Source organism: Pseudarthrobacter sp. TRD_SC_9 (assembly GCF_055361265.1).
The window spans coordinates 3,313,709-3,338,884 of record NZ_CM143956.1 but is presented as its reverse complement, the minus strand read 5'-3'; the positions used below and the strand labels follow the sequence as shown (position 1 = coordinate 3,338,884).

The 25,176-nt window shown below is 62.6% G+C and carries 18 protein-coding genes; 11 read left to right on the top strand and 7 right to left on the bottom strand.

The features are described 5' to 3' along the window. The first annotated feature begins 90 nt into the window (after positions 1-90). Positions 91-1,089, top strand: a complete 999-nt coding sequence (locus tag ACWA13_RS15635; RefSeq protein WP_463935091.1) for a Gfo/Idh/MocA family protein — start codon at positions 91-93, stop codon at positions 1,087-1,089. A gap of 47 nt (positions 1,090-1,136) precedes the next feature. Next, positions 1,137-2,939, top strand: a complete 1,803-nt coding sequence (gene uidA, locus ACWA13_RS15630; RefSeq protein ID WP_463935090.1) for a beta-glucuronidase — start codon at positions 1,137-1,139, stop codon at positions 2,937-2,939. Positions 2,940-3,491: 552 nt separating this feature from the next. Here uidA (ACWA13_RS15630) and ACWA13_RS15625 read toward each other — a convergent pair. From ACWA13_RS15625 to ACWA13_RS15595, 7 genes are all read right to left on the bottom strand, one after another. After that, positions 3,492-4,988 carry an MFS transporter gene (locus tag ACWA13_RS15625; protein WP_463935088.1) on the bottom strand — a complete coding sequence of 499 codons (1,497 nt, stop codon included), beginning with the start codon at positions 4,986-4,988 and terminating at the stop codon, positions 3,492-3,494. Further along, positions 4,985-5,512 (bottom strand): gluconokinase, encoded by a 528-nt coding sequence (locus tag ACWA13_RS15620; RefSeq protein WP_463935086.1) that lies wholly within the window; start codon positions 5,510-5,512, stop codon positions 4,985-4,987. Before ACWA13_RS15620 ends, ACWA13_RS15625 begins: the two co-directional genes overlap by 4 nt. Before the next feature lie 61 nt (positions 5,513-5,573). Then, positions 5,574-7,352, bottom strand: a complete 1,779-nt coding sequence (gene uidA / locus ACWA13_RS15615; protein WP_463935084.1) for a beta-glucuronidase — start codon at positions 7,350-7,352, stop codon at positions 5,574-5,576. Between the two features lie 54 nt (positions 7,353-7,406). After that, positions 7,407-8,243, bottom strand: coding sequence for an ATP-binding cassette domain-containing protein (locus ACWA13_RS15610; protein ID WP_463935083.1), 837 nt, complete (start codon positions 8,241-8,243; stop codon positions 7,407-7,409). Next, entirely contained in the window at positions 8,240-10,069 is a 1,830-nt protein-coding gene (locus ACWA13_RS15605) for a dipeptide/oligopeptide/nickel ABC transporter permease/ATP-binding protein (RefSeq protein WP_463935081.1), read from the bottom strand. The genes ACWA13_RS15610 and ACWA13_RS15605 overlap by 4 nt, the downstream gene beginning before the upstream one ends. Continuing rightward, a complete protein-coding gene (locus ACWA13_RS15600) occupies positions 10,066-11,007 on the bottom strand; it encodes an ABC transporter permease (RefSeq protein ID WP_463935080.1) in 942 nt (313 codons plus the stop codon). Before ACWA13_RS15600 ends, ACWA13_RS15605 begins: the two co-directional genes overlap by 4 nt. Positions 11,008-11,058: 51 nt before the next feature. After that, positions 11,059-12,603 carry an ABC transporter substrate-binding protein gene (locus tag ACWA13_RS15595; RefSeq protein ID WP_463935079.1) on the bottom strand — a complete coding sequence of 515 codons (1,545 nt, stop codon included), beginning with the start codon at positions 12,601-12,603 and terminating at the stop codon, positions 11,059-11,061. Positions 12,604-13,923: 1,320 nt separating this feature from the next. On the opposite strand from ACWA13_RS15595, the gene ACWA13_RS15590 reads away from it, so the two are divergent. From ACWA13_RS15590 to uxaC, 9 genes are all read left to right on the top strand, one after another. Next, positions 13,924-15,051 carry an FAD-dependent monooxygenase gene (locus ACWA13_RS15590; protein WP_463935078.1) on the top strand — a complete coding sequence of 376 codons (1,128 nt, stop codon included), beginning with the start codon at positions 13,924-13,926 and terminating at the stop codon, positions 15,049-15,051. A gap of 484 nt (positions 15,052-15,535) precedes the next feature. Further along, entirely contained in the window at positions 15,536-16,492 is a 957-nt protein-coding gene (locus tag ACWA13_RS15585; protein WP_463935077.1) for a LysR family transcriptional regulator, read from the top strand. 169 nt (positions 16,493-16,661) lie between these two features. Further along, complete coding sequence (locus ACWA13_RS15580) at positions 16,662-17,681, top strand: VOC family protein (protein ID WP_463935076.1); 1,020 nt, start codon at positions 16,662-16,664, stop codon at positions 17,679-17,681. A 163-nt stretch (positions 17,682-17,844) separates the two neighbouring features. After that, complete coding sequence (locus ACWA13_RS15575) at positions 17,845-18,837, top strand: C-terminal binding protein (RefSeq protein ID WP_463935075.1); 993 nt, start codon at positions 17,845-17,847, stop codon at positions 18,835-18,837. Beyond that, complete coding sequence (locus ACWA13_RS15570) at positions 18,834-19,826, top strand: phosphotransferase family protein (protein ID WP_463935074.1); 993 nt, start codon at positions 18,834-18,836, stop codon at positions 19,824-19,826. Before ACWA13_RS15575 ends, ACWA13_RS15570 begins: the two co-directional genes overlap by 4 nt. Then, positions 19,823-21,139, top strand: a complete 1,317-nt coding sequence (gene eno / locus ACWA13_RS15565; protein ID WP_463935073.1) for a phosphopyruvate hydratase — start codon at positions 19,823-19,825, stop codon at positions 21,137-21,139. Before ACWA13_RS15570 ends, eno begins: the two co-directional genes overlap by 4 nt. A gap of 56 nt (positions 21,140-21,195) precedes the next feature. Then, complete coding sequence (locus ACWA13_RS15560) at positions 21,196-22,164, top strand: fumarylacetoacetate hydrolase family protein (RefSeq protein WP_463935072.1); 969 nt, start codon at positions 21,196-21,198, stop codon at positions 22,162-22,164. A gap of 456 nt (positions 22,165-22,620) precedes the next feature. After that, positions 22,621-23,682 carry a LacI family DNA-binding transcriptional regulator gene (locus ACWA13_RS15555; protein WP_463935071.1) on the top strand — a complete coding sequence of 354 codons (1,062 nt, stop codon included), beginning with the start codon at positions 22,621-22,623 and terminating at the stop codon, positions 23,680-23,682. Between the two features lie 78 nt (positions 23,683-23,760). Further along, the gene (gene uxaC / locus ACWA13_RS15550; protein WP_463935070.1) at positions 23,761-25,167 is read left to right on the top strand and encodes a glucuronate isomerase; all 1,407 of its coding nucleotides are present in this window, start codon (positions 23,761-23,763) and stop codon (positions 25,165-25,167) included. Positions 25,168-25,176: the final 9 nt, after the last annotated feature.

The following is a 25,176-nucleotide window of genomic DNA, read 5'->3' as shown; positions in this document are numbered from 1 at the left end:
TAACGCCATGCGACGTGAACACGTCGCGGTGCACAGTGGCGATCGAGATTCACTGCTACAGAGCAGCTCACCTTGACGAAAGGGATGTTGATGACTCGAGATGGTGATCGGCGGATACTGCGTTGGGGCATCGTCGGGACGGGGCGGATCTCGCGTCAGGTGGTAGCCGACTTCGCGAACACGGACCAGGCGGCCGTGGTCGCCGCGTGTTCGCGCACTCGGGGTAAGGCCGATCGCTTCGCAAACGATCTCGGGATTCCCTACCGCTATGACGATTTTGAGGAGATGCTCGGCTCCGACATCGATGCGGTCTACATCGGGACCCCGTCCGCCACTCATTTCCCTCTCGCCGCCGACGCGCTCCGCAAGGGCCGCCACGTCCTGTGCGAGAAGCCTCTGGGGTTGGATGCCGCGCAGGTGCGGCAGCTTGCAATCATCGCGGAGGACCATGACGTCTTCCTCATGGAAGCGATGTGGATGAAGTTCAATCCCCTCTACACTAAGCTGCTGGAACTGATCGAGGCGGGATCCATCGGCGAGGTGAGCAGCATCCGGGCCGCATTTGGCTCACCGGTTCCGGATGATCCAATCCGGCGGTCGGCTCCACGAGCTGGCGCGCTCCTCGACCGCGGCATATATCCGGTGACTTTGAGTCATCTGGTCTTCGGTGCGCCCTCGCGCATCTCCGCCGGAGGTCATGCGTCGCCCGAAGGAGTTGATCTGAGCGTGCACTTCACCCTCGGCTATCCGTCGGGACGCTTCGTGCAGGGCGCGAGCTCGACGGTCGACTACCTCGACCAGTCAGCGTCCGTCTCAGGGACGCGCGGCTGGGTCGCCATCGGACCGGGCTTCTGGTTCGCATCCGAACTGACCCTCCATCACTCGGAGGGGGTGCGCCTGGTATCAGAGACACATGGAGTCGACCGGGTCGGGTACGGATACGTGCCGATGCTCCGAGAGGTCACCGCCGCCATCCTTGACGGTCGCAGGGAGCATCCTCGCCACAGCCTCGAGGAGACCGTGAGTGTGTTCGACACCTTGGACGGGATCCGCGCGCAGCTCGTGGTCCCAGGGCCGCCTGACCGCTGAACCCCAGTACCAACCGATTCCACTCCCATCACTCGAAGGACATCTGCATGTTGAAACCACAAAGCTCCACGACGCGAGACGTTCGCTCACTGGACGGGCTCTGGGCATTCGCCCTCGATACGGACGCCGGCGAGAAGCCGTGGGGCTCCCCCCTCGCGACGCCGCTGCAGGCGCCGGTGCCCGCGAGCTACAATGACATCTTCGTCAACACCGACACTCGAAACCACGTTGGCATGGCCTGGTATCAGCGGGACGTGCATATCCCGGCGGGGTGGTCGAGGGAACGCGTGGTCGTACGCATCGACGCCGCGACCCACCGTGGAGTCGTCTACATCGGCGAGCAACTCGTCGCCGAGCATGTTGGCGGCTACACCCCATTCGAAGCTGACATCACCGACCTCGCTCAGGCCGGCACCAAGGTACGGCTCACGATCGGCGTCGATAACCGTCTGAGCTCCGAGACAATCCCGCCAGGTTACATCATTCTCGACGACGAAGGTCGGTCGGTTCAGAAGTACCGCCACGATTTCTTCAACTATGCCGGCCTCCCCCGGAGTATCTGGCTCTACTCGACGCCTGACGAGCCAATCACGGACATCACGGTCACCACCGACGTATCCGACGGGACCGCGACCGTCGGATACACAGTGGAGACCGCTGCCCCAGAGCGGGTGCGGGTCAATCTGCGTGACGAAGCCGGAGCCGTCGTCGCGTCCGGCTCAGGTGCAGTCGGCACTCTGTCAGTCCGGCAGCCCCATCTCTGGAATCCCGGAGCGGCCTACCTGTACTCGCTCGAGGCCGAGTTGGTCGATGGAGAGGTGGTCACCGACTCCTACACTCTTCCCGTCGGAATCCGCACCGTGGAGGTTCGAGGCCAAGAATTCTTGATCAACGGTCATCCCTTCTACTTCACCGGCTTCGGCAAGCACGAGGACTCAGCCGTGCGCGGCAAGGGTCACGACGCGGCTCTCATGGTCCACGACTTCGAGTTGATGCGCTGGATGGGGGCGAACTCCTTCCGGACGGCGCATTACCCATACGCCGAGGAGGTGCTCGACTACGCCGACCGCAATGGATTTGTGGTCATCGATGAAACGGCGGCGGTCGGACTCAACATCAACATGATCGGGGGAATGCTCGGACATGCCCCTCAGCCGACCTTCTCGCCCGAGACGATGAACGATCGCACGCGGGATGCCCACGCGCAGAGCATCCGGGAGCTTATCGCGCGCGACAAGAACCACCCTTCCGTCGTGATGTGGTGCATCGCGAACGAGCCGGCCTCCAGTGAAGAGGGTTCGCGGGACTACTTCGAACCACTGGTGGCTCTCACTCGAGAGCTCGACCCGACGCGGCCCGTGACCTATGCCAACCAGATCGCCGCGACTGTCGAGAAGGATCGCATCATGGACCTATTCGACGTGATCTGCCTCAACCGGTACTACGGGTGGTACCAAGACACCGGTGACCTGCGCGCAGCGGAGAGGCACCTCCAAGCCGAGCTGGAGGCGTGGGCATCCGCATACGACAAGCCGATCGTGATGACCGAGTACGGCGTGGACACCATGGCGGGGCTCCATGCAACCCGGCCCGGGCCGTGGAGCGAGGAGTACCAGGTCGACTTCCTCGAAATGTATCACCGCGTCTTCGACCGCGTCCCCGCCGTTGTCGGTGAGCAGATTTGGAACTTCGCGGACTTCGAAACCACTGCCGGAATCATCCGCGTCGACGGCAACAAAAAGGGCGTGTTCACGCGCGATCGCCGCCCTAAATCGGTCGCGCGTTCGCTGAGGAAGAGGTGGCAGGCGATGGCCGCAACCGCGACGCAGCTGGCGCCACCATCCGCCTGACCGCACCCAGGAAAGTTTCCACGCCGACTTACCCTTAATCGCCAAGCTTGAAATCGCGTGGATTCGGCGTGACGTGTCTTGGCAGGCTCGTCCTTCCTCCCACCACACCTTGCGACTCGTGTCTGCTCGACCGCCTGGACGCCGGCGGGGTTTGGTAGCCCCCCAACTCGACGGATCCACGTCGGTACTTCATGGTCGTGGTTGCATGGGCGCTCCGGACGCTCGCGATGGTGACAGCTGGAGGAACGACGACTGTTGCGCTCCTCGAGACCCCGTCCTCGAGCATCGTCGACCACCGGGAAAGCAGTCACCTGCTTTCCCGGTGCTTCGATCTCTGGCGTCCTTGGAGTGGTTCCCGTGCTCGTGGTCGATACTTGAAGACGTCTATTCCGTCGGCGCCCGGTCCGCCACCGGGATGGAAGCTCATCAGTCCTCTGACGATCAGCGGGTGCCCATCAGCATGACCGGACTCGCGGACTGGGCGTCGCTGAGATCGAACTGGTACCGTACGTGGTGACGGCCGTCGGTCTGTAACCGCCGACCTCCCCCATCTTAGCTGGCTGCTGCTGTCGGTTCGTCTGCGGCCAGGCTGGACTGATCGGTGAGCTCATGGTGAGGCAGCATGAGCGCGGCGATGAACCCGAGGGCGAACACGAAGCTGAGCCCGATGAAGATCGGTGCCATCGCGGAACTGTACGCCGCGGCCACCTCGACTTGGGTCTGCGGGGACAGTCGCTGCAGAGCAGAGGGAGTCAATGTCTCCAGCGGAACTCCGGAGGGAACACCGGCAACCAGTCGAGATGCGAAAAGGCCTCCGACCACTGCAGAGGCCACCGTGGAGAAGATCTGGCGCACAAGATGCACCGTCGATGTCACTGCACCGACGGCTGCCGGATCGGTGACCGCTTGGACGATCACGACGAGCAACTGCATGAAAGAGCCGCTGCCGAAGCCCACCAATGTCATCAGGGCGGCGACTACCCACAGTGGCGCCTCGCTCGTAAACGCCGTTCCGAAGAGCCCCACCGCACCGGCAGCGGTGCCGAAGATCGGGAATGCCCTGTATCGACCGGTACGGCTAACTGCGAATCCCGAGATGAGGGACGCCACCAGCATTCCTGAGACCGACGCCAACGGGACAAGGCCTGCGACCGTGGCCGAGGTGCGATAGACCATCTGTATGTAAGTAGGAAGGTATGACACGACGCTGAGGAGTCCGACTCCGACAACTGTTCCGAGCGTGATCGCGACCACCACGACGCGTCTGCGGAAGATCGTTATCGGAATCAAGGGGTGCTCGGATCGGAGCTCGACGATGAAGAATCCGACGGTCGCGAGCATCGCCACCCCGGCGAGGATGATGATCTGCGGCGATTCCCACGCCAGGATGCCGCCACCCAACGTGACTACAGAGACCAGGCTGGTCGTCGCTATACCGAGGAGCACCGCACCCGGTACGTCGAATGTGCCCCTGCCCGGAGTCCGAACCGACCGTGGAACGCTTCGTGCGGCGAGCAAGAGTGCGATGAGTCCCAGCGGCGCGTTCATCCAGAAGATCCAGCGCCACCCGACCGTGTCGGTGAGCAGGCCGCCCGCGAGCGGACCAAGCAGGATGGCGATCGGGAACGAGGCGCCGACGATGGCCTGGTACTTCGCGCGCTGGCGTAGGGCCACGGCATCTGCGAGAACGGTCTGCGAGAGGATCTGGACGCCGGCTCCGCCGATACCTTGCAGGACGCGCGCCCCGGTGAGTTGAGCCATATCGTTGGAGAAGCCGCAGAGTAGCGACGCAATGATGAACAGCGACACGCTGCCGAGGAACAGCCCGCGACGCCCGTATATATCCCCGAGGCGCCCGAACACGGGCATCGCGATTGTGACCGCGAGCGTGTATCCGACGATGACGAGGGTGAGGTATTGCACCCCACCGAGTTCGCCTGTGACCGTCGCTAGCGATGAGGCGATGATCGTATGGTCGAGAGCGCTGAGCAACGAAACGAGCGTAAGCGCGACGAGAAGAGCCCGTAGGCGGGAAGGCGAGAGGTTCACGCGGCATCCACCCCTTCGACGGCCGTGTCGACGATCGCATGCACCGGCGCTGTGATGTCGATGACGAGACCGTGTTCATCGCCTCCGAGAGGCTCGAGGATCGCGAGCTGCGACTCTAGCAGCGCGGCGGGCATGAAATGACCATGACGATTTGCCGCACGGGTGGCGAGCACCGCTCGACCGCCGTCGAGATGGACGAACCGCGTCCCTGGGCACACGGCCCGCAGTTGATCCCGGTACACGCGTTTCAACGCCGAACACGCGACGACGATGCCACCCTCCTCGCGTCCGCGAGCGAGGACTACCCCGGCTGCGGCCAGCCATGGCGACCCGTGTTCATCGGTGAGTGGCTCGCCAGATGCCATCAGAGCCACGTTCGACGCCGGGTGAAAATCGTCGACGTCCATCCAACTGAGTCTTAGTCGATCCGCCAGAGCGGCGGCGATGGTTGACTTGCCTGCTGCTGAGACACCCATCACCATGATCGCGGGCTCGTTTCTGCTGTAGCCTGTCTCACCAATCATGTATTGTGCCGTCGGGGAGTCGGTTGTACGGCAGATATGCCTGCTGAAACTGAGCCATCGGTCAGCTCTCCTGATTCTTCGCTGCAGTCCACCGGGTCCGCAGGGCGTGCGCTGCAGCCTTTGGCCGCCGGTCCCTTGTGAAGACGCCCTTCTTGTTGCCGTCCACGCGGATGAGCCCGGTGGATGTCTGGAAGTCGGCGAAGTTCCAGACATGTTCTCCGACGACGGCGTCTATGCCGTCGAAAACGGCGTGATACGCGTCAAGGAAGTCGTGCTGGTACTCCTCGCTCCACGGCTGGGTGAGCACCGAGTGGAGCCCTGAGATCGTGTCGGCACCGTACTCGGTGATGAGGATCGGCTTGTCGTAGGCTTGCGCCCACTCACGCAGCTCATCCCGGAGCTGGGTGCCCGCCGTCTTCAGGTCACCGCCATTTATGTACCAGCCGTTGTACCGGTTCAGGCTCACCACATCGAAGAGGTCTACGATGCGGTCACAAGTGGCCGACGCCCGTGGCTCGTTGGTGTAGGTTATCGGCCGCGTCGGATCGAGCTGGCGCGCGAGGCTCACAAGCGGCTCGAAGTACGGCCTTGAGCCGTCCTCCGTCGCGTCCGGTTCGTTCACCAGGCACCACATCACGACGGAAGGATGATTCTTGTCGCGCGCGATAAGCTCTCGGATCGACTGCGCGTGTGCGTCCCGGGTGTGGTCGTTGAACATCTCGGATGAGAAAGACAGCCGTGAGCCGCGCCCGAAGATTCCACCGCCGAGGCCGAGGTTCAGCCCGACCGCAGGCGTCTCGCCGATTACGACGATGCCGTGCCGGTCCGCGTACTCGAGAACTTCCTCCGCATACGGGTAATGCGCCGTCCGGAAGGAATTCGCTCCCATCCAGCGCATGAGACCGAAGTCGTGGACCATAAGTGTGTTGTCGTGCCCCTTGCCTCGGAATGCCGAGTCCTCGTGCTTCCCGAACCCCCGGAAGTAAAAGGGCTCGCCGTTGATCAAGAATTCTTGGCCTCGAACCTCCACGGTGCGGATTCCTACGGGGAGCTCGTACCGGTCGCCGGAGTCATCTCCTTCGAGAAGGTCGACCCGCAGTGTGTAAAGATATCCCTCGCCGGGCTGCCAAAGATGCGCGTCGGCGACTTCGAGCCGCACGGTTGCTCCCTGTGCTGACACGACGACAGCGCCATCGGCGTCGAACAGCGAAACTCGCGGCTCGCCGGCCGTCGCGTCCACGGCGACATCCACAATCCCGAGGGATCCCTGGATATCGGTGCGCACAGTGATGTCTCGAACGAAGGTGCGCGGGGTCGAGTAAAGCCAAACCGAGCGCGCGAGACCCGCATAGTTGTAGAAGTCGTGGAAGTAGCTCTGTCGACGAGTGCCGTCCGCGCCGGTCTCGATGCTTCCGGGCGGGATCGTCTCGTTCGTCAGCTCGTTGTTGACACCGATGGTGATGCGCACCTCATTGCCGGCCTGCACGAAGCTGCTGATATCCGCCTCGAACGGCAGGTAACCACCAACGTGATGCGCCACCTGAGTCCTATCGACGTAGACGACGCCTTCGTGCGTGGCAGCGTCGAGCCGGAGCACGATGCGCTCTCCGGCCCACCCCCGCGGGACGCTGACTATGCGCTGGTACCACACCCATCCGATGTGGTCGTGCACGCGCTGATCGGCCAGCACGTCGTTGTAGCTGGCGGGAACCGGCATCTCGGTGGTCGAGGGCAGGGTCGTGGCCCACGGCTCCGCAGGTGCGTCGTCTGCGAGGGCGAAGTTCCAGAGCCCGTCAAGGTTCAGGACCTCACGCGCGGTGCTCGGGCGGGGCTTCAGCATTGGTTATCTCTTTCCTTCGAAATGGTGACGTGCGCGTTAGGGGTCTTCATGGCCTCACCCGGCGCTGCCGAGCGCCGAGATGCGCGCGCGGGCGGCGCGACGCTCAGCCTGCTGGTCCGGATCGGGCACAGGGGAGGCCAGCCGAAGTCGCTCCGTGTAGGGATGCGAGGGCGAATCGGCTACCTGGAGTGCGGGGCCGTGCTCGACGATCTCTCCGCGGTACATGACCGCAATCTCGTGGCTGACATGCCGCACCACATCGAGATCGTGGGAGATAAATAGGAACGCGACACCCGTCTCGCGTTGGATCTCGAGCAGCAGGTCGATGACTCGTGCCTGGGTCGTCAGATCCAACGCGCTCACTGGCTCGTCGCAGATGATGAGCTTTGGTCCGAGGGCGAGCGCGCGCGCGATCGCGATGCGCTGGCGCTGCCCGCCGGAGAAGTTGCGCGGATATCGGTGTGCTGCGTCGGCTGGCAATCCGACGCGGTGAAGAAGAGAGCCGATGTGTCTCGCAGCTTCGCTGGACGGCATACCCGACGCTGTCAGCGGCTCCGCGAGGATGTCGCCTACCTCCAGTACGGGATTGAGCGAACCATAAGGGTCCTGAAAGACCACCTGCAGGTCGCTGCTCAGGCGGCGACGAAGCGCGCGATCCGCCGCGGTGATGTCGCGTCCTTCGAAGGTGATCGTGCCCTCCGTCACGGGCGCCAGCCCGAGTACGGCTCGACCAAGAGTGGTCTTGCCCGATCCAGATTCACCCACGACGCCGACCGTTCGACCCGCCGCGACCGCTATGGAGACATCGGAGAGGGCGCGGAAGCGCTTGGGCCTCAGTCCGGAACCGCGGTACTCGACGGAGAGGTGTTGGACTTCCAGCAATGAGCTCACAGCGGCTCTCCCTTCGTCAGCAGTGTCATCGGCTCCTGGCCTCGGATCATTGACCCGATGAGCACCTTGGTGTACGGATGTTGCGGGGTGCGGATGATGGAGCGGGTGTCCCCCGTCTCCACGATGCGGCCCTGTCTCATAACGGCGACGCGGTCGGCCAGGTCGGCGACGACACCGAAATTGTGAGTGACGAGGAGGATTCCCACTCCGAGTTCGTCCTTCATCCCGCGCAGCAGATCGAGGACCTCGGCCTGCACGGTCACGTCGAGAGCGGTGGTCGGTTCGTCCGCGATCACGAGATCCGGTTCGCAGCTGACCGCTCCGGCGATCAGTACACGTTGAGCCATTCCGCCCGAGATCTGCCAGGGATAGGACGCGTAGGTAACTTCTGGATTGTTGATGCCGACCCGTTCGAGCAGCGCGAGGGCGCGATGCCGTGCTTCCGCCGGTGAGATGCGCAGAATCTTGACCATCGGTCGGGTCAACTGCGAGCCGATGGTGAAATTCGGATCGAGATTCGACATCGGCTCCTGCGGGATGTAGGAGATACGACGTCCCCGAAGTGAGGCGAGGTGTTTCATGTCGAGGTGTCCGGAAGAGACCGTCGTCACCCCGTCGAATGTCACCGTGCCGCCGACGATCTGCGCGCCGGAGGCGAGCAGGCCGAGGATGGCGAAGGCTGTCTGGGTCTTTCCCGAGCCAGACTCTCCGACCAGCCCCACCACTTCGCCCGCTCGAATCTGGAGGGAGACTCCATCGACGACGCGCTTGAGGTCTCCGTCCTTCTGCTCGAAGGCGATCGCCAGATCGTCGACGTCCAGGAGGAGTCCTTCGGTCGACGGCTTAGCGATGCTCCCCGCCTTCTCTTGTTGAGCATCGGCGGCGGTGGTCGCGACCTGGGGGGCGCTTTTGACGCGTTTGGCGGTTCTGCGCTTGCGTCTGCCGGCGCCGTCCGACTGACTGTCTTCGAGCGCGTCACGCAGCGCATTTGCGAACAGCACGGATGCGCCCACGGTGACGGCGATGGCTAGAGCTGGCCACAGGATAAGGAGGGGGGCACGGTTGATCTGGCCGAAGGCGTCTCCAAGCATCGATCCCCAGGTGACCGTGAGCGGGTCACCGAGTCCGAGGAACTGGAGTCCAGACTGAACGGCGATTGCCAAACCGATGATCCCCGCGGTCTGGATGATGATAGGTGCCCGCACGACGTACGCGATGTGGCGGGAGATGATCCTCAGGTCGCTGAGACCCGACACTCGTGCCGCGTCCACGTAGAGCTCGTTGCGGATGTGGCGCACGGCGGCACGGGTCAGGCGGAAGTATATCGGCGATATCAGGAAGCCAAGAACAGCCATGGCGGTCCATACCGACGGCCCGAGCGCGGCGCGCACGGCGAGAAGCACAATGATGCCCGGGAGGCTCATGAGCAGACCTGAGACCCAGCCGGCTCCACCGTCGAAGAAGCCGCCATAGTACCCGGCGATGAGGCCGGCCGGCACGCCGACGAGGAGCGCCACCGCGACACACAGCAGGGCTGCGGCGATCGTCAGCTGGGTCGCCGTCAGCAGGCGGCTCCACGTATCGCGTCCGACGGCGTCGGTTCCGAGGAAGTTGGTCGAGGAAGGCTCGATGAGGAGCTTCCGCACATCGGAGAAGCTCGGATCGATCGGCGCCACCAGGGGCCCGATGATGGCAAGCATGAACACCACTGCGAGCAGCACCATCGAGATTGCACCCATCGGGTTGCGCAGCAGTCGGCGCAGGAGGGAGTCACGGCGCTGGATGGGCACGGGGATGTTAGGCATGGCGAATTCGTTGCTGCTCATGACGCCCTCACCTTCGGGTTGAGCCAGCCGTTCGCAAGATCGACCAGCAGATTGACGATGACCACGATCACTACGGTGACGACGACGATCCCCATGACGACGGGAATATCAGATTGCGAGGTCGCCGTGACCGCGAGGGTGCCGAGCCCGGGCAGCGCGAAGATGGATTCAACGATCACTGAGGAGCTCAGCATCCCGACGACCTGCAGCCCGAGGACTGTGAGTCCCGATGGCGCGGCGGCGCGCAGGACGTGCTTCAGCAGGATCTCGCGTTCGCCCAGTCCGCGACTCCTGAGCGTGCGCACGTAGTCGCGGCTCAGTTCTGCAATTAAGGCGCTGCGGACTTGCTGGGCCGCGCTCGTCGTGCTGCCGACGACGATCGCGAGCACGGGCAACGTCAGCGAGAGCACCCATGCGTCAAGCCCGCTCCCCGCACGGATCGTGGAGATCGCGGGAAAGAGACGGAGCTGGATGGCGAAGACCGTGATCAGTAACACAGCGAGCACGAATCCCGGGATGGCGTCGCCGGCTATGGCGCCGACCTGCACAGCCCGGTCAGCCCATCCGCGGCGGGTCGCTGCAAGGATTCCGAGGAACGTCGCGACGATCGCGGTGATGGCGATCGATAGGACGATAAGAGTCAGTGTGACCGGCAGTCGGCTGGCGATGGCCGTGCTCACGGTCTCGGGCCTGAACCACGCGTCTCCCAGGTCTCCGGTGAGTGCACCGGCGAGCCATTCGAAGTAGCGCGGTATCAGTGGCTGGTTGAGGCCGAGCTTCTGCTCGACCTGAGCGATCTGCTCGGCCGTCGCGTTGTCGCCGATCACATTGAGGGCGATGTTGCTCGTGGACAGGTAAAGCAGTGTGAAGGTCAGAAAGCTGGCGACGGCGAGAAGTACCCCACCCGCAGCGACTCTCTTGAGAAGAAAGGACAGCATGGTTCTCCCAGGGTCGGGGGGCGACGCTCGTCGCCCCCCGACCCTAATTAGCTACGACGCGGGCGAGAAGTTGTAAAGGTAGGGAATCGGCGATCCGACCTGCTCGACGACCTCAATCGTCTCACTGTCGTACCCGATGAGAGCGGCCGAGAAGAAGTACGGTACGAACCACGCCTCTTCGACGATGTACTTGTTCACCGCTTGGGCGGCTTCCCCGTACTGGTCTCCTGCGTTCTGAACCTCGAGAAGCAGTGCATCGAGCTCAGGGCTCTGGGACTTGAACGGGTTCCAGACCGAACCGCGGGTGGAGATGTAGTTGCGGATGCTCGTTCCCCACGGGTCGCCCGCGTTGAACCGGAACATGCCGACCGGGTACTTCTGAGCTGCGATGTCGCCGCGGAACTTCTCGAACGGGATAGCCTCGGGCTTCACGGTAATTCCGACATCGCTCAGGTACTGGCCAACGATGGCCCAGGAGTCGCTCAGGAAGCTCGGCGACGGAACTGTCATCTCGAATCCGTCCGGGTATCCGGCCTCGGCCAGAAGCTTCTTCGCCCGCTCGGGGTCGTAGGGGTAGGTCTCGTTCAGCTCCTTGACGTAGGCACCGGAACCCGGCCCGAAGATCTGGTTCGTGACGTCGCTGGCGCCCCCGGACAAAGCCTCATTGAGTGCGTCCTCGTCGATCGCGTGGTTCATTGCCTGTCGCACGCGCACATCGCCGAGCGCGGGAACCAGCTGCCCATCGCGGTCGAAAATGATCATGCCCTCCCAGTCCGCCGCGGAGGCGTTCTTGAGTACCGCACGACCGGCTCCTTCAACTTGGGAAACAGCGCCGTACTCGACCGCAGCGCTGTGGATCTGCCCCGAGACGAGGGAGTTCACGCGTGCGGTGTCGTCAAGGTAGATGTACTCGACACCTGGGAACCGCTGGAGGTCCGGTGCCCAGTAGCCCTCGCGAGCCGTGAAGACGTACTGCGATCCGGCCACGGTGGAAGAAGTGTCCATCACGTAGGGTCCGGTTCCGACCGGCGTCTGGGCCAATGTACCGGCCTTTATAGCAGCAGGGCTGGCCATGAGTCCGGCCGCTCCGCTGAAGTAGTTGAGGAGCGCCGGGTCCGGCTCGGACAGGTTGACAACTACGGTGTCCTCGTCGGCGACGTCGACTGACTTGACGGCTGCCAGCTGCGTGGTCTGCGGACCCTTGCCGGTGCGGAAGTGCTCGATGTTCGCACCGACCGCTTCAGCATCGAACTTCTCGCCGTCCGAGAAGGTGACGTCGGAGACGAGATTTAGCGTCAGCTTCGTCTTCGACTCGTCGTACTGCCAGCCCGTGGCGAGCATGGGAGCGAGGTCACCTTTGGGGAGCTGTCGGATGAGGGTGTCGTACGGAGCTTGGAAGGCCTGGAGCGACGATCCTAGGTTAGCCGTCATGGTGTCCCACGACTGCACGTCATCGGCCAGGCCGATCCGAAGTGTCTGAGCAGGCGCGGCGGTTCCCGTCGGGTTCTCGCCGCTTGGGCCGGGCGTGCAGGCGGCGAGAGAGCCGACGAGGGCGGTCACCCCGACCATGGCCTTCGCATATCGAACAAGCGTCATTGCTGTCTCCTCCGTTGGAGCTTGTGCTGTAAGGGCTTGGTGCGCAGTCAATCTGCAAAAGACCACAGTCAGCAGTATGGCTCAAAACCTTCAACGAGTAAAGACTTAACCCTATATAGGTTTTCGTGATGAGCGAACTCGTGGGAGTGGCATCATCTCGACTAAGGCCTCCCGCGGATTTGACTACTCACGTTTGACCTACTCGGAGATACTCCCCGACGAGAAGAGGAAACCGTTGCCGCTTTCTGGACCCGCGCCACTCGGTCAACTGCAGTCAGCGCCGTCCCAATGATCGTTCACTCGTGCGCCGATGGTCTGCCGTCGATGGCCGACGCGACCTCAGCGTCGATGAGCGTAACGAAGCACCCGGGCCCGACCGGCTGGTTTGCAGAAGAAGAAGTGGGGACTCAGGAATCTGAACACCGGCCACGGCCTGGTCGTTGTGGAGCTTTTGACAACAACCACAGAGCCGCTTATTCGAAGTGGTCAACCGGTTGCCATGGCAGCTGCATGTCTGTGAACCCTAATGGGGCGCGCTTGCTACAGTCGTCCCCGCCTAGCAGCAGCTACGGGGAAAGGGGGGCCAAATACTCCGGCACTTCGCGTGATGCAGCACGTTGCAAACGCCTGGCTGGATTGGTGTCCGCAGGAGCCAAGGTGCTCTGCTCCTTAGCCTGATGGGAGCAGAGAGTTGCTGAAAAGCCGGCACAGGCGCGATGGCTAATATAGGCCGTACCGATACCAAGCATTGATAGAAAGTGCTTCCCCACCAACTTGGTCCCTGAAAAAGTAGTGATCGGGGTTACACCCGCTTCCCTGTCGGATCCGGCGAGGTGTCATGGCAAGCAGCCGGGCAGGATTGGAATAGAGGTGACGTGAATCGCAATGATGCGATGGCCAAGACCGCTCGATCAGCCGAGGAATGCGCAACTGGGGGCGTTGGGGCGAGGATGCAGTTAAATGCATCGAGACAGCACCGTTACACTTCGTCGCTTTCGGTTCTTCCCGATGTGGCAGGAGCCCTTGCCTCAGGGTTAGGGCTTGCAGCGCGGGAACCGCATGATGGCAACGCGGCGGTTCCCGAAACGCGGCCCGCGCACTCCGGCACAGGGCGGTGAATAAGCACGGGGCCTGTCGTTTGACCACTGCGCCCAGGACGACGGATACGGCTTCCTGTTGTCTGCAGCGCCGTTACCGGTCACTGAACCCATCGGCTCACCGCTCTACCTGATTTCCAGAAGCAGTAAGCGGCAATCACTGACACCATCCGGTTGGTCCTCCAAGGCGAGCACTCGATCGGAACGAGAAAGAGAGATCCCCATGAACGCAGTGAACAAGGTCGGAATCGTTGGAGCAGGAGCGGCCGGTTTGACACTCTCCGTGTTCCTGGCCGATGCCGGGATCGACGTCGAAGTACTGGAGAAGACATCCGGTCCCTCTATTCTCGGTTCCGGTCTCACACTCCAAGGCAACGCCCTGCGCATTCTCCGAGACCTCGGGATGTGGCCTGCTTTGGAGAAAAAGGGTTACGCATTCAGCGAGCTTGGCCTACGAGCCCCGAACGCTGATGCAACAGTGCTGGCAGTAATACCCGAGGCACGTACCGGGGGCGAAGACTTACCCGCCACGCTCGGAATCTTCCGGCCGGACTTCGCCGCAGTACTGCGGGAACGTGCCCTTGAAGCCGGCGTTAAGTTCCGCTATAACACGACGGTCACTGAAGTGAGCGTGGGACCGGGCGCGGCTGCAACAGCCCGCACCGCAGATGGGGATTTCCTGACCTACGACCTGCTGGTTGGCACGGACGGCCTTCACTCCGCGGTACGAACAGCGATCGGTATCCAAGGCACCCCAGCCGGCACAGGTATGGGGGCGTGGCGGGCTTTTGTTCCCCGTCCAACAGAGGTGACGCGAACAGACCTTATATACGGCGGACCCGCGTACATTGCCGGGTACTGCCCCACCGGGCCCGACACGATGTACGCGTACCTGGTAGAGGACGCGCAGGAACGCGATCTTAAAGACGGGGCCCGGATCATGGCCGGTATTGCCAGACTTTATGGCGGCCCATGGCAGCAAATCGCATCCTCCATTAACGACTCCACACCCGTGCATTACACCCGCTTCACCAGCTACATGGTCCAAGGGCCCTGGTACCGCGGACGGGTAGTCCTAGCTGGAGATGCGGCCCATAACTGCCCTCCCACAATCGCACAAGGGGCTGCCATGGCTGTCGAGGACGCAGCCGTCCTGGCGGATGAGATCCTTCAGGCCAAGACTTTCGACGAGAACCTACTTCAGCGGTACCAAGAGCGCCGCGAACCGAGAGCCCGCGCAGTGGTTGAGGCCTCGGTCCAGCTGGGCCAATGGATGCTTGATGGTAAGAAAGACGCGGATGTGCCGGGTTTGATGCATCAGGTGGCAACCACCGTGACGGTGCCCGTTTAACTGAACTTCCGGTTGTCACCGTCCCGCCCATGTCCTGCTGCTAGCCCGTTAGGAGCACGTACAGGAACTGAGCCCTGAGGACTCCAAGGCGCCCAAGTGGCTGGAGCTCCCGGCTACGGCATACCCCTGCGGTCACCGAGGCCGTGCAATAGGCCCTCGACAGGCCGGGCGGTGAGGGCTTGCTCCCTTCCATCCATTCTTCAGCATGGTTAACATGGCGTTCTTGATCACTCTGTACTCATAATGACGGGGATGCGTACGGCCCCGAAGCGCGCGGCTGCAGTTTCTTGCCTTCAGGTACTTGCGGGGATGTGACTTGATTCCTTCACCCGCGGCCCCGGCCAGCTGGTGGGCTCCTGCGCGTGGCCCTCATTCTGCTTGGTTCCGGGACGTGTTTGGCAAGCAAACGATTATAGGTCACCTGCGAGAGTGGAGGTACGGAGACGCAGTCCCGGGAACGCGTCTCGAGTCGGAAGGATCAGCTATGAAAGAAGTGGACCTAAACCTGTTGCCAATGCTGCAGGCACTGTTGGAACTGCGCAGCGTCTCCAAGGCCGCTGAACGCAGTCATCTCAGTCAACCTTCCATGAGCGGTGCCTTGGCGAAGTTGCGGCGCCACTTCGGCGACGAACTCCTTGTGCGCGCTGGTCGGGGATACGAGCTGACCCCGTTCGCCCAGTCATTGGCTAAACGAGTGAATCGAACCCTCATTGATGTGCAGGAAACCATGCAGTTGCGTACAGAGTTCGACCCATCCTCCAGCGACCGCACCTTCGTGATAGCCGCTTCTGACTACGCCACTACAACACTTATCCGGCCTCTCCGGCGATTGATGGCAGAGACCGCCGCGAAGGTTTCTGTCAGATTCGTCCAGTCCTCGCCCATAAAGCCTGGACCGGATGAATTCTCCAGTATCGACCTATTGGTCGGACCGATGGGCTATGACTTCGGGGGCGATTCTCGGCAGCTGTTCAGGGACGACTTCGTCGTGGTGATGGATTCCAGCAATCCCCTTTTGAGCCGGCCCAAACTGACAGTGGAGGACATCGCTGCCGCTCCACTTGCCATGGGCGAGTTTGGTCCCGGAGTGACAACCCCTCCTGCCCGTTTTTTCCGTGAGCGGGGCCTCAATCCCACAATAGTTGCCGAAGTGTCCGGCTGGCAGTCTGTTCCGATGCTTGCGTCGGGCACAGACCTCGTGGCACTGGCCCCGCGGAGGCTGGCAACCCGAATGCACCCCGATCCTTCAATCACAGTGGTCGAGTTCGCCCCTCACCTGGAAGTGGCAGTAGTGGAATCCATGTACTGGAATCCACTGCAGGCAACGGACCCGGCCAACTCTTGGCTGCGGACAGTGCTTCAACAGGTCTCCCGTGAACTCAACACAAGCCTGGAGGCGAGAGTCCACCACGTACAGATCGGAACGGACTCCCCATATTAGGTGTCACGCCTTCCTTCGAACTATGAGGTGCGTTCCTGGGGGGCGGCAAGACATGTATTGGCTACGCTGATGAATGCTATGCCATAAACTCGCTTCCCCGCTTCCGTGGGAGCTTTCAGAATGGGATCGAGACCACGAATGGTCCAGCCCCGAATGAAAGGCCACGGTTATGGAAAAACTTCTTGCCCATGTCAGTCACATCGAGATCACCAGCCCTGATGTAGATGCTTCAGCCGATTTTTACGTTCAGAAGTTTGGCCTCCGGGAGGTCCATCGCGCTGAGGGCAGGGTTTACTTGCGGTGCTGGGGCGATTATGACACGTACAGCCTGGTCTTGGTGCCGGGTCAGGAGCCGAGCCTGCACAGGATGGCATGGCGAACCACTAGCACGGAAGCTCTGGAAGCAGCGGCGGCACGCATCGAAGCGGCAGGCGTGGAAGGCAAGTGGTCCGCAGGCGGCTACGGTTTCGGTAAGGCGTACGAGTTTACTGGCCCCTACGGCCACCCTATGCGGCTGGTCTACGACGTTGACAAGTACGTAGCCGAGCCCAATTTCGCCTCCGTGTACCCTGACAGGCCTGAAAAGCGCTCGAGCCACGCGGGCGCGCCACGGTTCCTTGACCACGTTACCGTGGCCGCCTCCGACGTTCGCGGGTTCACCAAGTGGTACTCCGAGACCCTGGGCTTCCGGGAGATGGCCTTTACTGATTTGGACGAGGCCCCCATCACTGTTTTCGCCACGCTCACCACCAACGAGAAGTCACATGACCTGGGCGTCGTGCTGGACACCTCCGGTCGAGCCGGGCGGGTCAACCACGTGGCGTTCTGGGTTGACACTTATCAGGAACTCCTGGTTTCCGCAGACGTACTGATGGAACGCGGAACTCCCATGGAGTATGGACCGTCCATACACGGCATTGGCGAACAGAATTTCCTCTACTTCCGTGAGCCCTCCAAGATGCGGATCGAGCTGAACTCCGGCGGATACCGCAACTACGTGCCTGACTGGGAGCCGAACACATGGAAGCCTTCCGAGGGATCCAACAATCTTTACCGCAACGGCGCCATGCCCATGTCCATGACCGAATCTTTCCCGTTGGCCGACGGCTTCACCGCAACAGAAGAGGGTGCCTCGGACGAGATGAAAGAAGTCATCCTCAATCCTTACGCAAAACAGGGACAAGGCTGATCGAAGGCCGATGGTTCTGCCCTCCCGCCGTGGACGTGCGTAGCCAGGGCGAGAGCAGCGACGAACGACTGAGGAACGGAAAAACAGTGAAACTATTGGGCAGCACCCGGATCGTCATTACGGCCGGCGCCTCGCCGCGCTCCTACCTCCAGTGCTCGCAGTCATGACGGCGCGTGTTCTGATCACCGACCATGCAGGAGCAACGGCCGATATCGAACGCGAAGTTCTGGCAGCCGTCGGGGCCGAAGTGGTCGTGGCTCCGAGCACCGACACCGGGACTTTGAAAAGGTTGGCGGCCGACGCCGACGCGATCATGACCTGCTTTGCCCAGGTGACATCCGAGGTTCTGAGCGCCGCCCCCCACTGCAAAACCGTGGCCCGCTCCGGCGTCGGGCTGGACAACATCGACGTCGCCTCTGCCACCAAGCTCGGCATAGTGGTCAGCAATGTGCCCGAATACTGCACAGAAGAAGTTGCGGACCACGCTCTGACACTCACGCTCGCCCTCGCACGCCGCCTGGTGCCCCTGGCTCGGGAAACGCGCCAGGGCGGCTGGGACCGCCACTTAGTCCAAATCCCCATGCGCTTGCGAGGGACAGTGATGGGCCTGGTGGGCATGGGAGCAATCGGGCGCGCTCTAGTACCCCGAGTCCAGGCTCTGGGCATGGAAGTCATAGCACTGCAGCGCAGCGGGCACTCTCCTAAGGGCGTGCGGCGGGCAGGCTCTTTGTCGGAGCTACTGGCAGCAGCCGACGTCGTCTCCCTGCACCTTCCCCTGACAGAGCAGACACGTGGCCTCATCGGGGCCCGTGAGTTGGCGCTCATGAAGCCCACCTCCCTGTTAATCAATACTGCCCGGGGGGGACTGGTGGATACAGATGCCCTGACAGCCGCAATCGCCGCCAGGCAAATTGGGGGCGCCGGCCTGGACGTTACCGAGCCGGAACCACTACCCGCCCAACACCCTCTGAGAGGATTCGACAACGTGATCATAACACCGCACTCCGCGTTCAGCTCTTCCGGGTCGATGGCCGATCTGTCCCGTCTGACCGCCGAAAACGTTGCCCAAATACTGAGGGGCGATGTTCCACAAACGGTCGTCAACCGCGAGGTTCTGGACCTGCCCGGACTCCGCGTGACAGCGGCGCTGCGATGAGCGGAAAATTGAGCGTGCATAGCGACGAGATTGCCGGGCACCTGAAGCTGCGCGGCTTGGTAGCAGCCTCAGAATCTCTGCGCGTGGAACCGATGACTGGCGGTGTCTCCAATGACGTATTCGCCATAACAGGACTCAACGCGGACATGGTGGTCAAACGGGCTCTGGGCCAGTTGCGCGTGCAGCAGACCTGGCTGGCCGACCCCGCACGGCTTGCCACCGAAGGCCGGGCATTGCTCCTTGCAGGACGCTTCACCCCCGAGGCGGTGCCCGAAGTGCTGGATCAGTCTGATGGGTTCCTGGTCATTGCCCGGGCACCCCATGATTGGCGGACCTGGAAAACGGATCTCCTCACTGGAACCATCGCCGTGCCCATAGCCGAGAAACTCGGTACACTGCTCGGAATTTGGCAGCGTGAGAGTGCCCGACGTCAGCCCGAACTACTTGAAGACTTCGGAGACCGGACGGCATTCCACCAACTGCGGTTGGAACCGTTTCACTACCAGATCCGTGATGCACATCCCGATCTGCAGGAAGCCATCGACCTGACAGTGAAGGTCATGGCTGAGGCTTCAGTCTGCCTGGTGCATGGTGACTACACCCCCAAGAACGTCCTCGTGGGTGAGGGGCCGAACCAGGTCTGGGTGATCGACTGGGAAGTTGCCCACCTAGGAGACCCCACCTTCGACCCGGCCTGGATCGTAGGGCACCTGCTGCTCAAGAGCATACGCCAGCGCCTCCAAGCCCCGGCTTTTCACGCCGCTGCCCGCGCCTTCCTCTCCGGACTCGCCGGCATCGAGAACGCAGTTCCTATCGATCACGCCCAATTGATACGTCAAGCAGGCTGCCTGGTATTAGCCCGCGTCGATGGACGCAGCCCGGTTGAATACCTGGACGGAAGCCAACAAAACTCGGCGAGGGCCATTGGCCGACGTCTGCTGACCGACCCTCCGGAAAAACTTACAGATATTTGGAAGGACCTGGCATGACTGACTCAACCATCAGGGCTGTTTTCGCGTGGGAAGCCCTGGATTCCCGGGGAAAGCCGACAGTGGGCTGCGAGGTGCGCCTCGCCGGAGGCGCCACCGGACAGGTCATCGTCCCCGCCGGAGCCTCCACCGGGCGGCATGAAGCCCGCGAGTTACGCGACGGCGGCGAACGGTACGGCGGCAACGGCGTCCTGAAAGCAGTAGCAAACGTCAACGGCATTCTCGCCGACGTGGTGCAGGGGCGCGACGCCGTCGACCAAGCCGGCGTCGACGAAGCGCTCCGCTCCGCCGACGGCACGGCAGACCTGCGACGCCTGGGGGCTAATGCGGTGCTTGCCGTATCCATCGCAACCGCTGTGGCAGCGGCTGAAGCGCGGAACCTCCCGCTCTATCGCGCCGTCACCCCTGACACAGCCAAGCCCCTGTTGCCCCTGCCCATGATCAATATCCTCTCCGGCGGAGCCCATGCCGGACGCTCCATCGATATTCAGGACTTCCTGGCGGTCCCGGTGGGTGCGGGATCCTTTGCAGAGGCTATGGAGTACTGTGCGCGCGTGCGCCAAGGTACGGCTGAATACCTGGCTGAACAGGGACTTCCGGTGGCGCTGGTCGCCGACGAAGGCGGCCTCGGCCCAGTACTTCCTACCAACAGGTCCGCGCTGGAAGCCTTGACGGGCGGTATACACCGCGCAGGCCTACGGCCTGGGACGGACGTTGGCATCGCCATCGACGTCGCGGCCACCCAGTTCCTGCAGGCAGACGGCCGCTACGTACTCGCTGCTGAGGGGAACCGGCGGTTGACCCCCACTGAGCTCGTAGAAGAGCTGGCGGACTGGTGCACCCAATACCCCATCCTCTCGATCGAAGATGCCTTGGGCGAGGATGACTGGGACGGATGGCGGGCCGCTACTGAAAAGCTGCGGGGTAGACAACTGCTGGGCGACGATCTGTTCGTCACCAACCTCGACCGGCTTGAGCGCGGCATCGAAGAACGCGTTGGCAACGCCGTTCTGGTCAAGCCGAACCAGATCGGGACATTGACAGCAGCCAAAGCCGTTGTGCAGCGTGCACATCAAGTTGGTTATCGCACGGTTCTGTCGGCCAGATCCGGAGAAACCGAGGATACATGGCTGGCCGACCTTGCCGTGGGCTGGCGAACGGGACAGATCAAAGTCGGCTCCACCATGCGATCCGAGCGCACGGCCAAATGGAATCGACTACTTCGAATCGAAGCAGAACTCGGTGGTGCAGCCGATTACGCCGGCGGGGAAGCAATAAACGTTCAACAAGCAGCAGGGAGCGGGACGAGATGACAAATACAGGTGTTGCCGCTCCGGATAACTCAATCAGTTCCACGGAGGATAAGAAAATGAACAGATGGGTCGAGCATTATGGCCTGGGCACCTTCTCAAGGGACGGCGAACAATTCGCCGGCCTTGTAGCAGGTGACCGCGTGCTCCGTCTGGCCCCCGACCAGCTGGTTCCTGGTCCGGCGGCAGTCCGGGACCTCTTGGAAAACTGGGACGCCGTGCGTCCGCAGCTGGCCGGCCTCGCCGAAACAGCCAGAAAGACTGGTATTCCACTATCAGACGTGCGCCTACTGCCGCCCTTGCAACCACGCCACATCTTCCAGGCAGGAGCCAACTACCGATCCCATGTCGCGGAAATCATCGTGTCGGGCAAAGCCGGGGATGACGACCGCACAGAGGAACAGCTGCTAAAAGCAGCCGAAAAAATGATGGATGAACGGGCCCGCACAGGCAGCCCCTTCTTCTTCGCCGGCGCAACCTCTGCCATGTGCGGAGCCGACGACGACATCCTCCTGGTGCCGGAATCAAAACAAACAGACTGGGAGGCGGAGCTCACAATCGTCATCGGATCGCCGGCGACCAATGTCTCCCGGGACGACGCTCTTGGGCACGTGGCCGGTTACACGGTGGCCAACGACGTCAGCGCCCGCGACCTGCAGTTCCCTGCAGAGCACCGACCTTTAGGCGGTGACTGGTGGCGGTCCAAGAACAGGCCTACCTTCCTGCCCCTCGGGCCCTTCATTGTTCCCGTCGATGTACTCGGCGACTACCGTGACTTGGAAATTACGCTGGATCTCAACGGTCAGCGGATGCAGCACGACCGGGCCGGCAATATGCTCTTCGACGTACCGACTCTTATCGCCGAAGCATCAGCCATCACCACTCTGCTCCCCGGCGATATCATCCTCACTGGGAGCCCGGCGGGCAACGGTGGAAAGTGGCAGCGATGGCTAGGCCCGGGAGACGTCGTCGAAGCCACAATTTCAGCGATCGGCACACTACGTAACACCTGTCAGTCAAGCGTATAGCGACCTATCCAGAGTAAGGGCCGCTGCATCAAAGACGAACCACTGGGGAAGGGCCAAGCGTGAACACAACAATGATGGGGCCCTGACTGTTGTACACCTAAGGAAAACCATGACTGCTGCCAGCATCCAGAGCTCCACAACGAACAAGGTCCTCGGCTACCCCCTGGGCTTCTGGTCGTCGCCGCTTGGGACAAGGAAGTCACCCGCAAACCGATGTCGCGGAAAGTCGCAACGTCACAAACAGGGCTAATGGCCGAAGCATCCGCTTCCCGCCCCGCAGTGGTGACCATAAAAACTTCCTAACACCCGGACGACAATAGGGCCCGGGTCATTTTTGAATAACTTGTAGCCTTGCCTTCTGTTAACCAAGTTGCCGAGCTCCCCTGCATGCCGGACGAGCCGTAGCTGCTGGCAACCGCTGGCCAACGTGCGATAGTTCCTCGTTAGGATGGGGCGGTGACTGATTCCAAGACGCCGGAGGCGGCCGCATCCCCGGACCCGGCGAAAAAGCACACCCGGAACGGGAAAGCCAACGCCACCATCTACGACATCGCCAAGGTGGCTGGCGTCAATCCCTCCACCGTTTCCCGTGCCCTCAGTAAGCCCGGCAGGGTCAGCGCAAAGACGCAGAAACTCATCGAGGACGCAGCGACCCAGCTGAACTACCAGGTCAACCCGTTCGCCCGTGCCCTGCCCACCGGCCGGACCAACACGTTCGGGTTGATCGTTGCGGACATCACCAATCCCACCTTCTTCGACATCATCCGCGGCGCCCAGACCACCGGTAGCCAGCGTGACTACACCCTGGTGCTAGCCGAATCCGCGGAATCAGCCGCCACCGAACTGACCGCGGCCCGACGGGTGCTGAGCACCGCCGACGGCCTGATCCTCGCCAGCCCCCGCATGGACGACGACGATATCCGTGCCCTTTCCCGGGATAAACCCGTAGTGGTCATCAATCGCGAGGTGCAGGGCGTCCCTTGCGTCATTCCCGATGTCCGGAAGGGTATCGGCGAAGCAGTCCGCAGCCTCGCCGGCAACGGCCATAAAAGGGTCGCCTTCGTGGCAGGCCCTGCCCGGTCCTGGATGTCGGCACGTCGGTGGGAAGGGATGCAGGCTGCGTGCGAATGGTCGCGGCTTGAAGCCGTGCGCGTGGAGTCCAGCAAACCAACGGTCGACGGCGGCAGGCAGGTGGCGCGCGACGTGCTGGCCACCGGGGCCACAGCGGTGTTGACCTACAACGATCTGTTGGCCATTGGGCTGATGCAGGAACTGCAGGCCGGCGGCATGGTGGTGCCGGACCAGATCAGCATCGTAGGCTTCGACGACATTTTCGGTGCCGATTTCACCACCCCGCCACTGACCACCGTACGTTCGCCTTTGGGGGAGTGCGGCTCCGGCGCCGCCACCCGGCTGCTCGACCTGCTGCACGGGAACGGGGAACCCGCCGGGACCCTGCATGTGGAAACGGAACTGGTGTTGCGCGGCTCCAGCGGACGGGCCCTCACCGTACACTGAACCTTCGAGACCAAAACAGCAATGGCAAGTTTTGGCAACCGGTTGACAAGGATGGCAGCCAACCCGGATTATTGACCCATGTCACAGTCGATTGCTGCCAACCCAGACCGGCTCCTGTCCGCTGATCCCGGAACCCGCACCATCGCGCGGGAACTCCTCCAGCGCGTCCAGGACCTCCCCATCATCTCCCCGCACGGACACGTTGACGCCGCTGTCATCGAGCAGAACACCCCCTTCCCGGACCCGGCGGTGCTGCTGGTCAGCCCGGACCACTACGTCACGCGCCTGATCCACGCCAGCGGCGTTCCGCTGGACCGGCTCCGGGAATCCAACACGTCGCAGCCGGATAGCCGTGCTGTGTGGCGCGAGTTCTGCAAAGCCTGGCCCCTGTTCGAAGGCACCGCCTCCGGGTACTGGCTCCGCACGCAGTTCTCCAGCGTCTTCGGCCTGGCGGGGGAGCTCAGCGAGGACACAGCCGATGCCAGCTACGACGCCATCTCCGCCAAGCTCCAGGAGCCAGGGTTCCGGCCGCGGGAGCTGTTCAAGGACTTCAACATCGAGGTCCTCGCCACCACGGACGATCCCCTCGACAGCCTGGCAAGCCACAAGGCCCTCGCCCAGGACCCCAGCTTCCACGGCCGTGTCCTGCCCACCTTCCGCCCCGACGCCTACCTCAACATCGCCAACCCAGCGTGGTCCGAAAACGTGGACCGGCTCATCGCGGCAGCGGGCGACGGCGGCACAGGCTACGGTGCCTACCTCACCGCGCTGGAAAACCGGCGTCGTTATTTCGTGGAGCACGGTGCCGTCTCGGCTGACCACGGCGTGCTGACGCCGGCGACGTTGAAGCTGGACGCCGACGATGCCGCGAAACTGTTCGACCGCGCCCGCTCAGGCAAGGCCACGGCCCAGGATCGCGCCGACTTCGAAGCCCACATGATGTACCAGATGGCCCGGATGTCCGTGGAGGACGGCTTGGTGATGACCATCCATCCCGGGTCTTACCGCAACCACCACGAGCCCACGTTCCAGGCCTTCGGCGCGGACACCGGGCACGACATTCCGTTCGCCATCAACTACACGGAGGCCATCCGGCCGGTCCTGCAGGACTTCGGCACCGCGAAGGACTTCCACCTGGTGCTCTTCACGTTGGACGAAACCGTGTTCTCCCGCGAACTCGCCCCGCTGGCAGGCTTCTACCCGTCTGTCTATATCGGTGCCCCGTGGTGGTTCCTGGACGCCCCGGACGCGATGCTTCGGTTCCGCTCCGCCGTTACCGAGACCGCGGGCTTTTCCCGTTCCTCGGGGTTCATCGACGATACGCGGGCCTTCTGCTCCATTCCGGCCCGGCACGACGCCTCCCGCCGGATCGAGGCCTCCTTCCTGGCCCGGCTTGTAGCGGAACACCGGGTCAGCGAAGACCGCGCGCACGAACTCATCGTGGACATCGTGGACAGTTCACCCCGGCGGGTGTTCAAGCTGTGAGCACTGAAT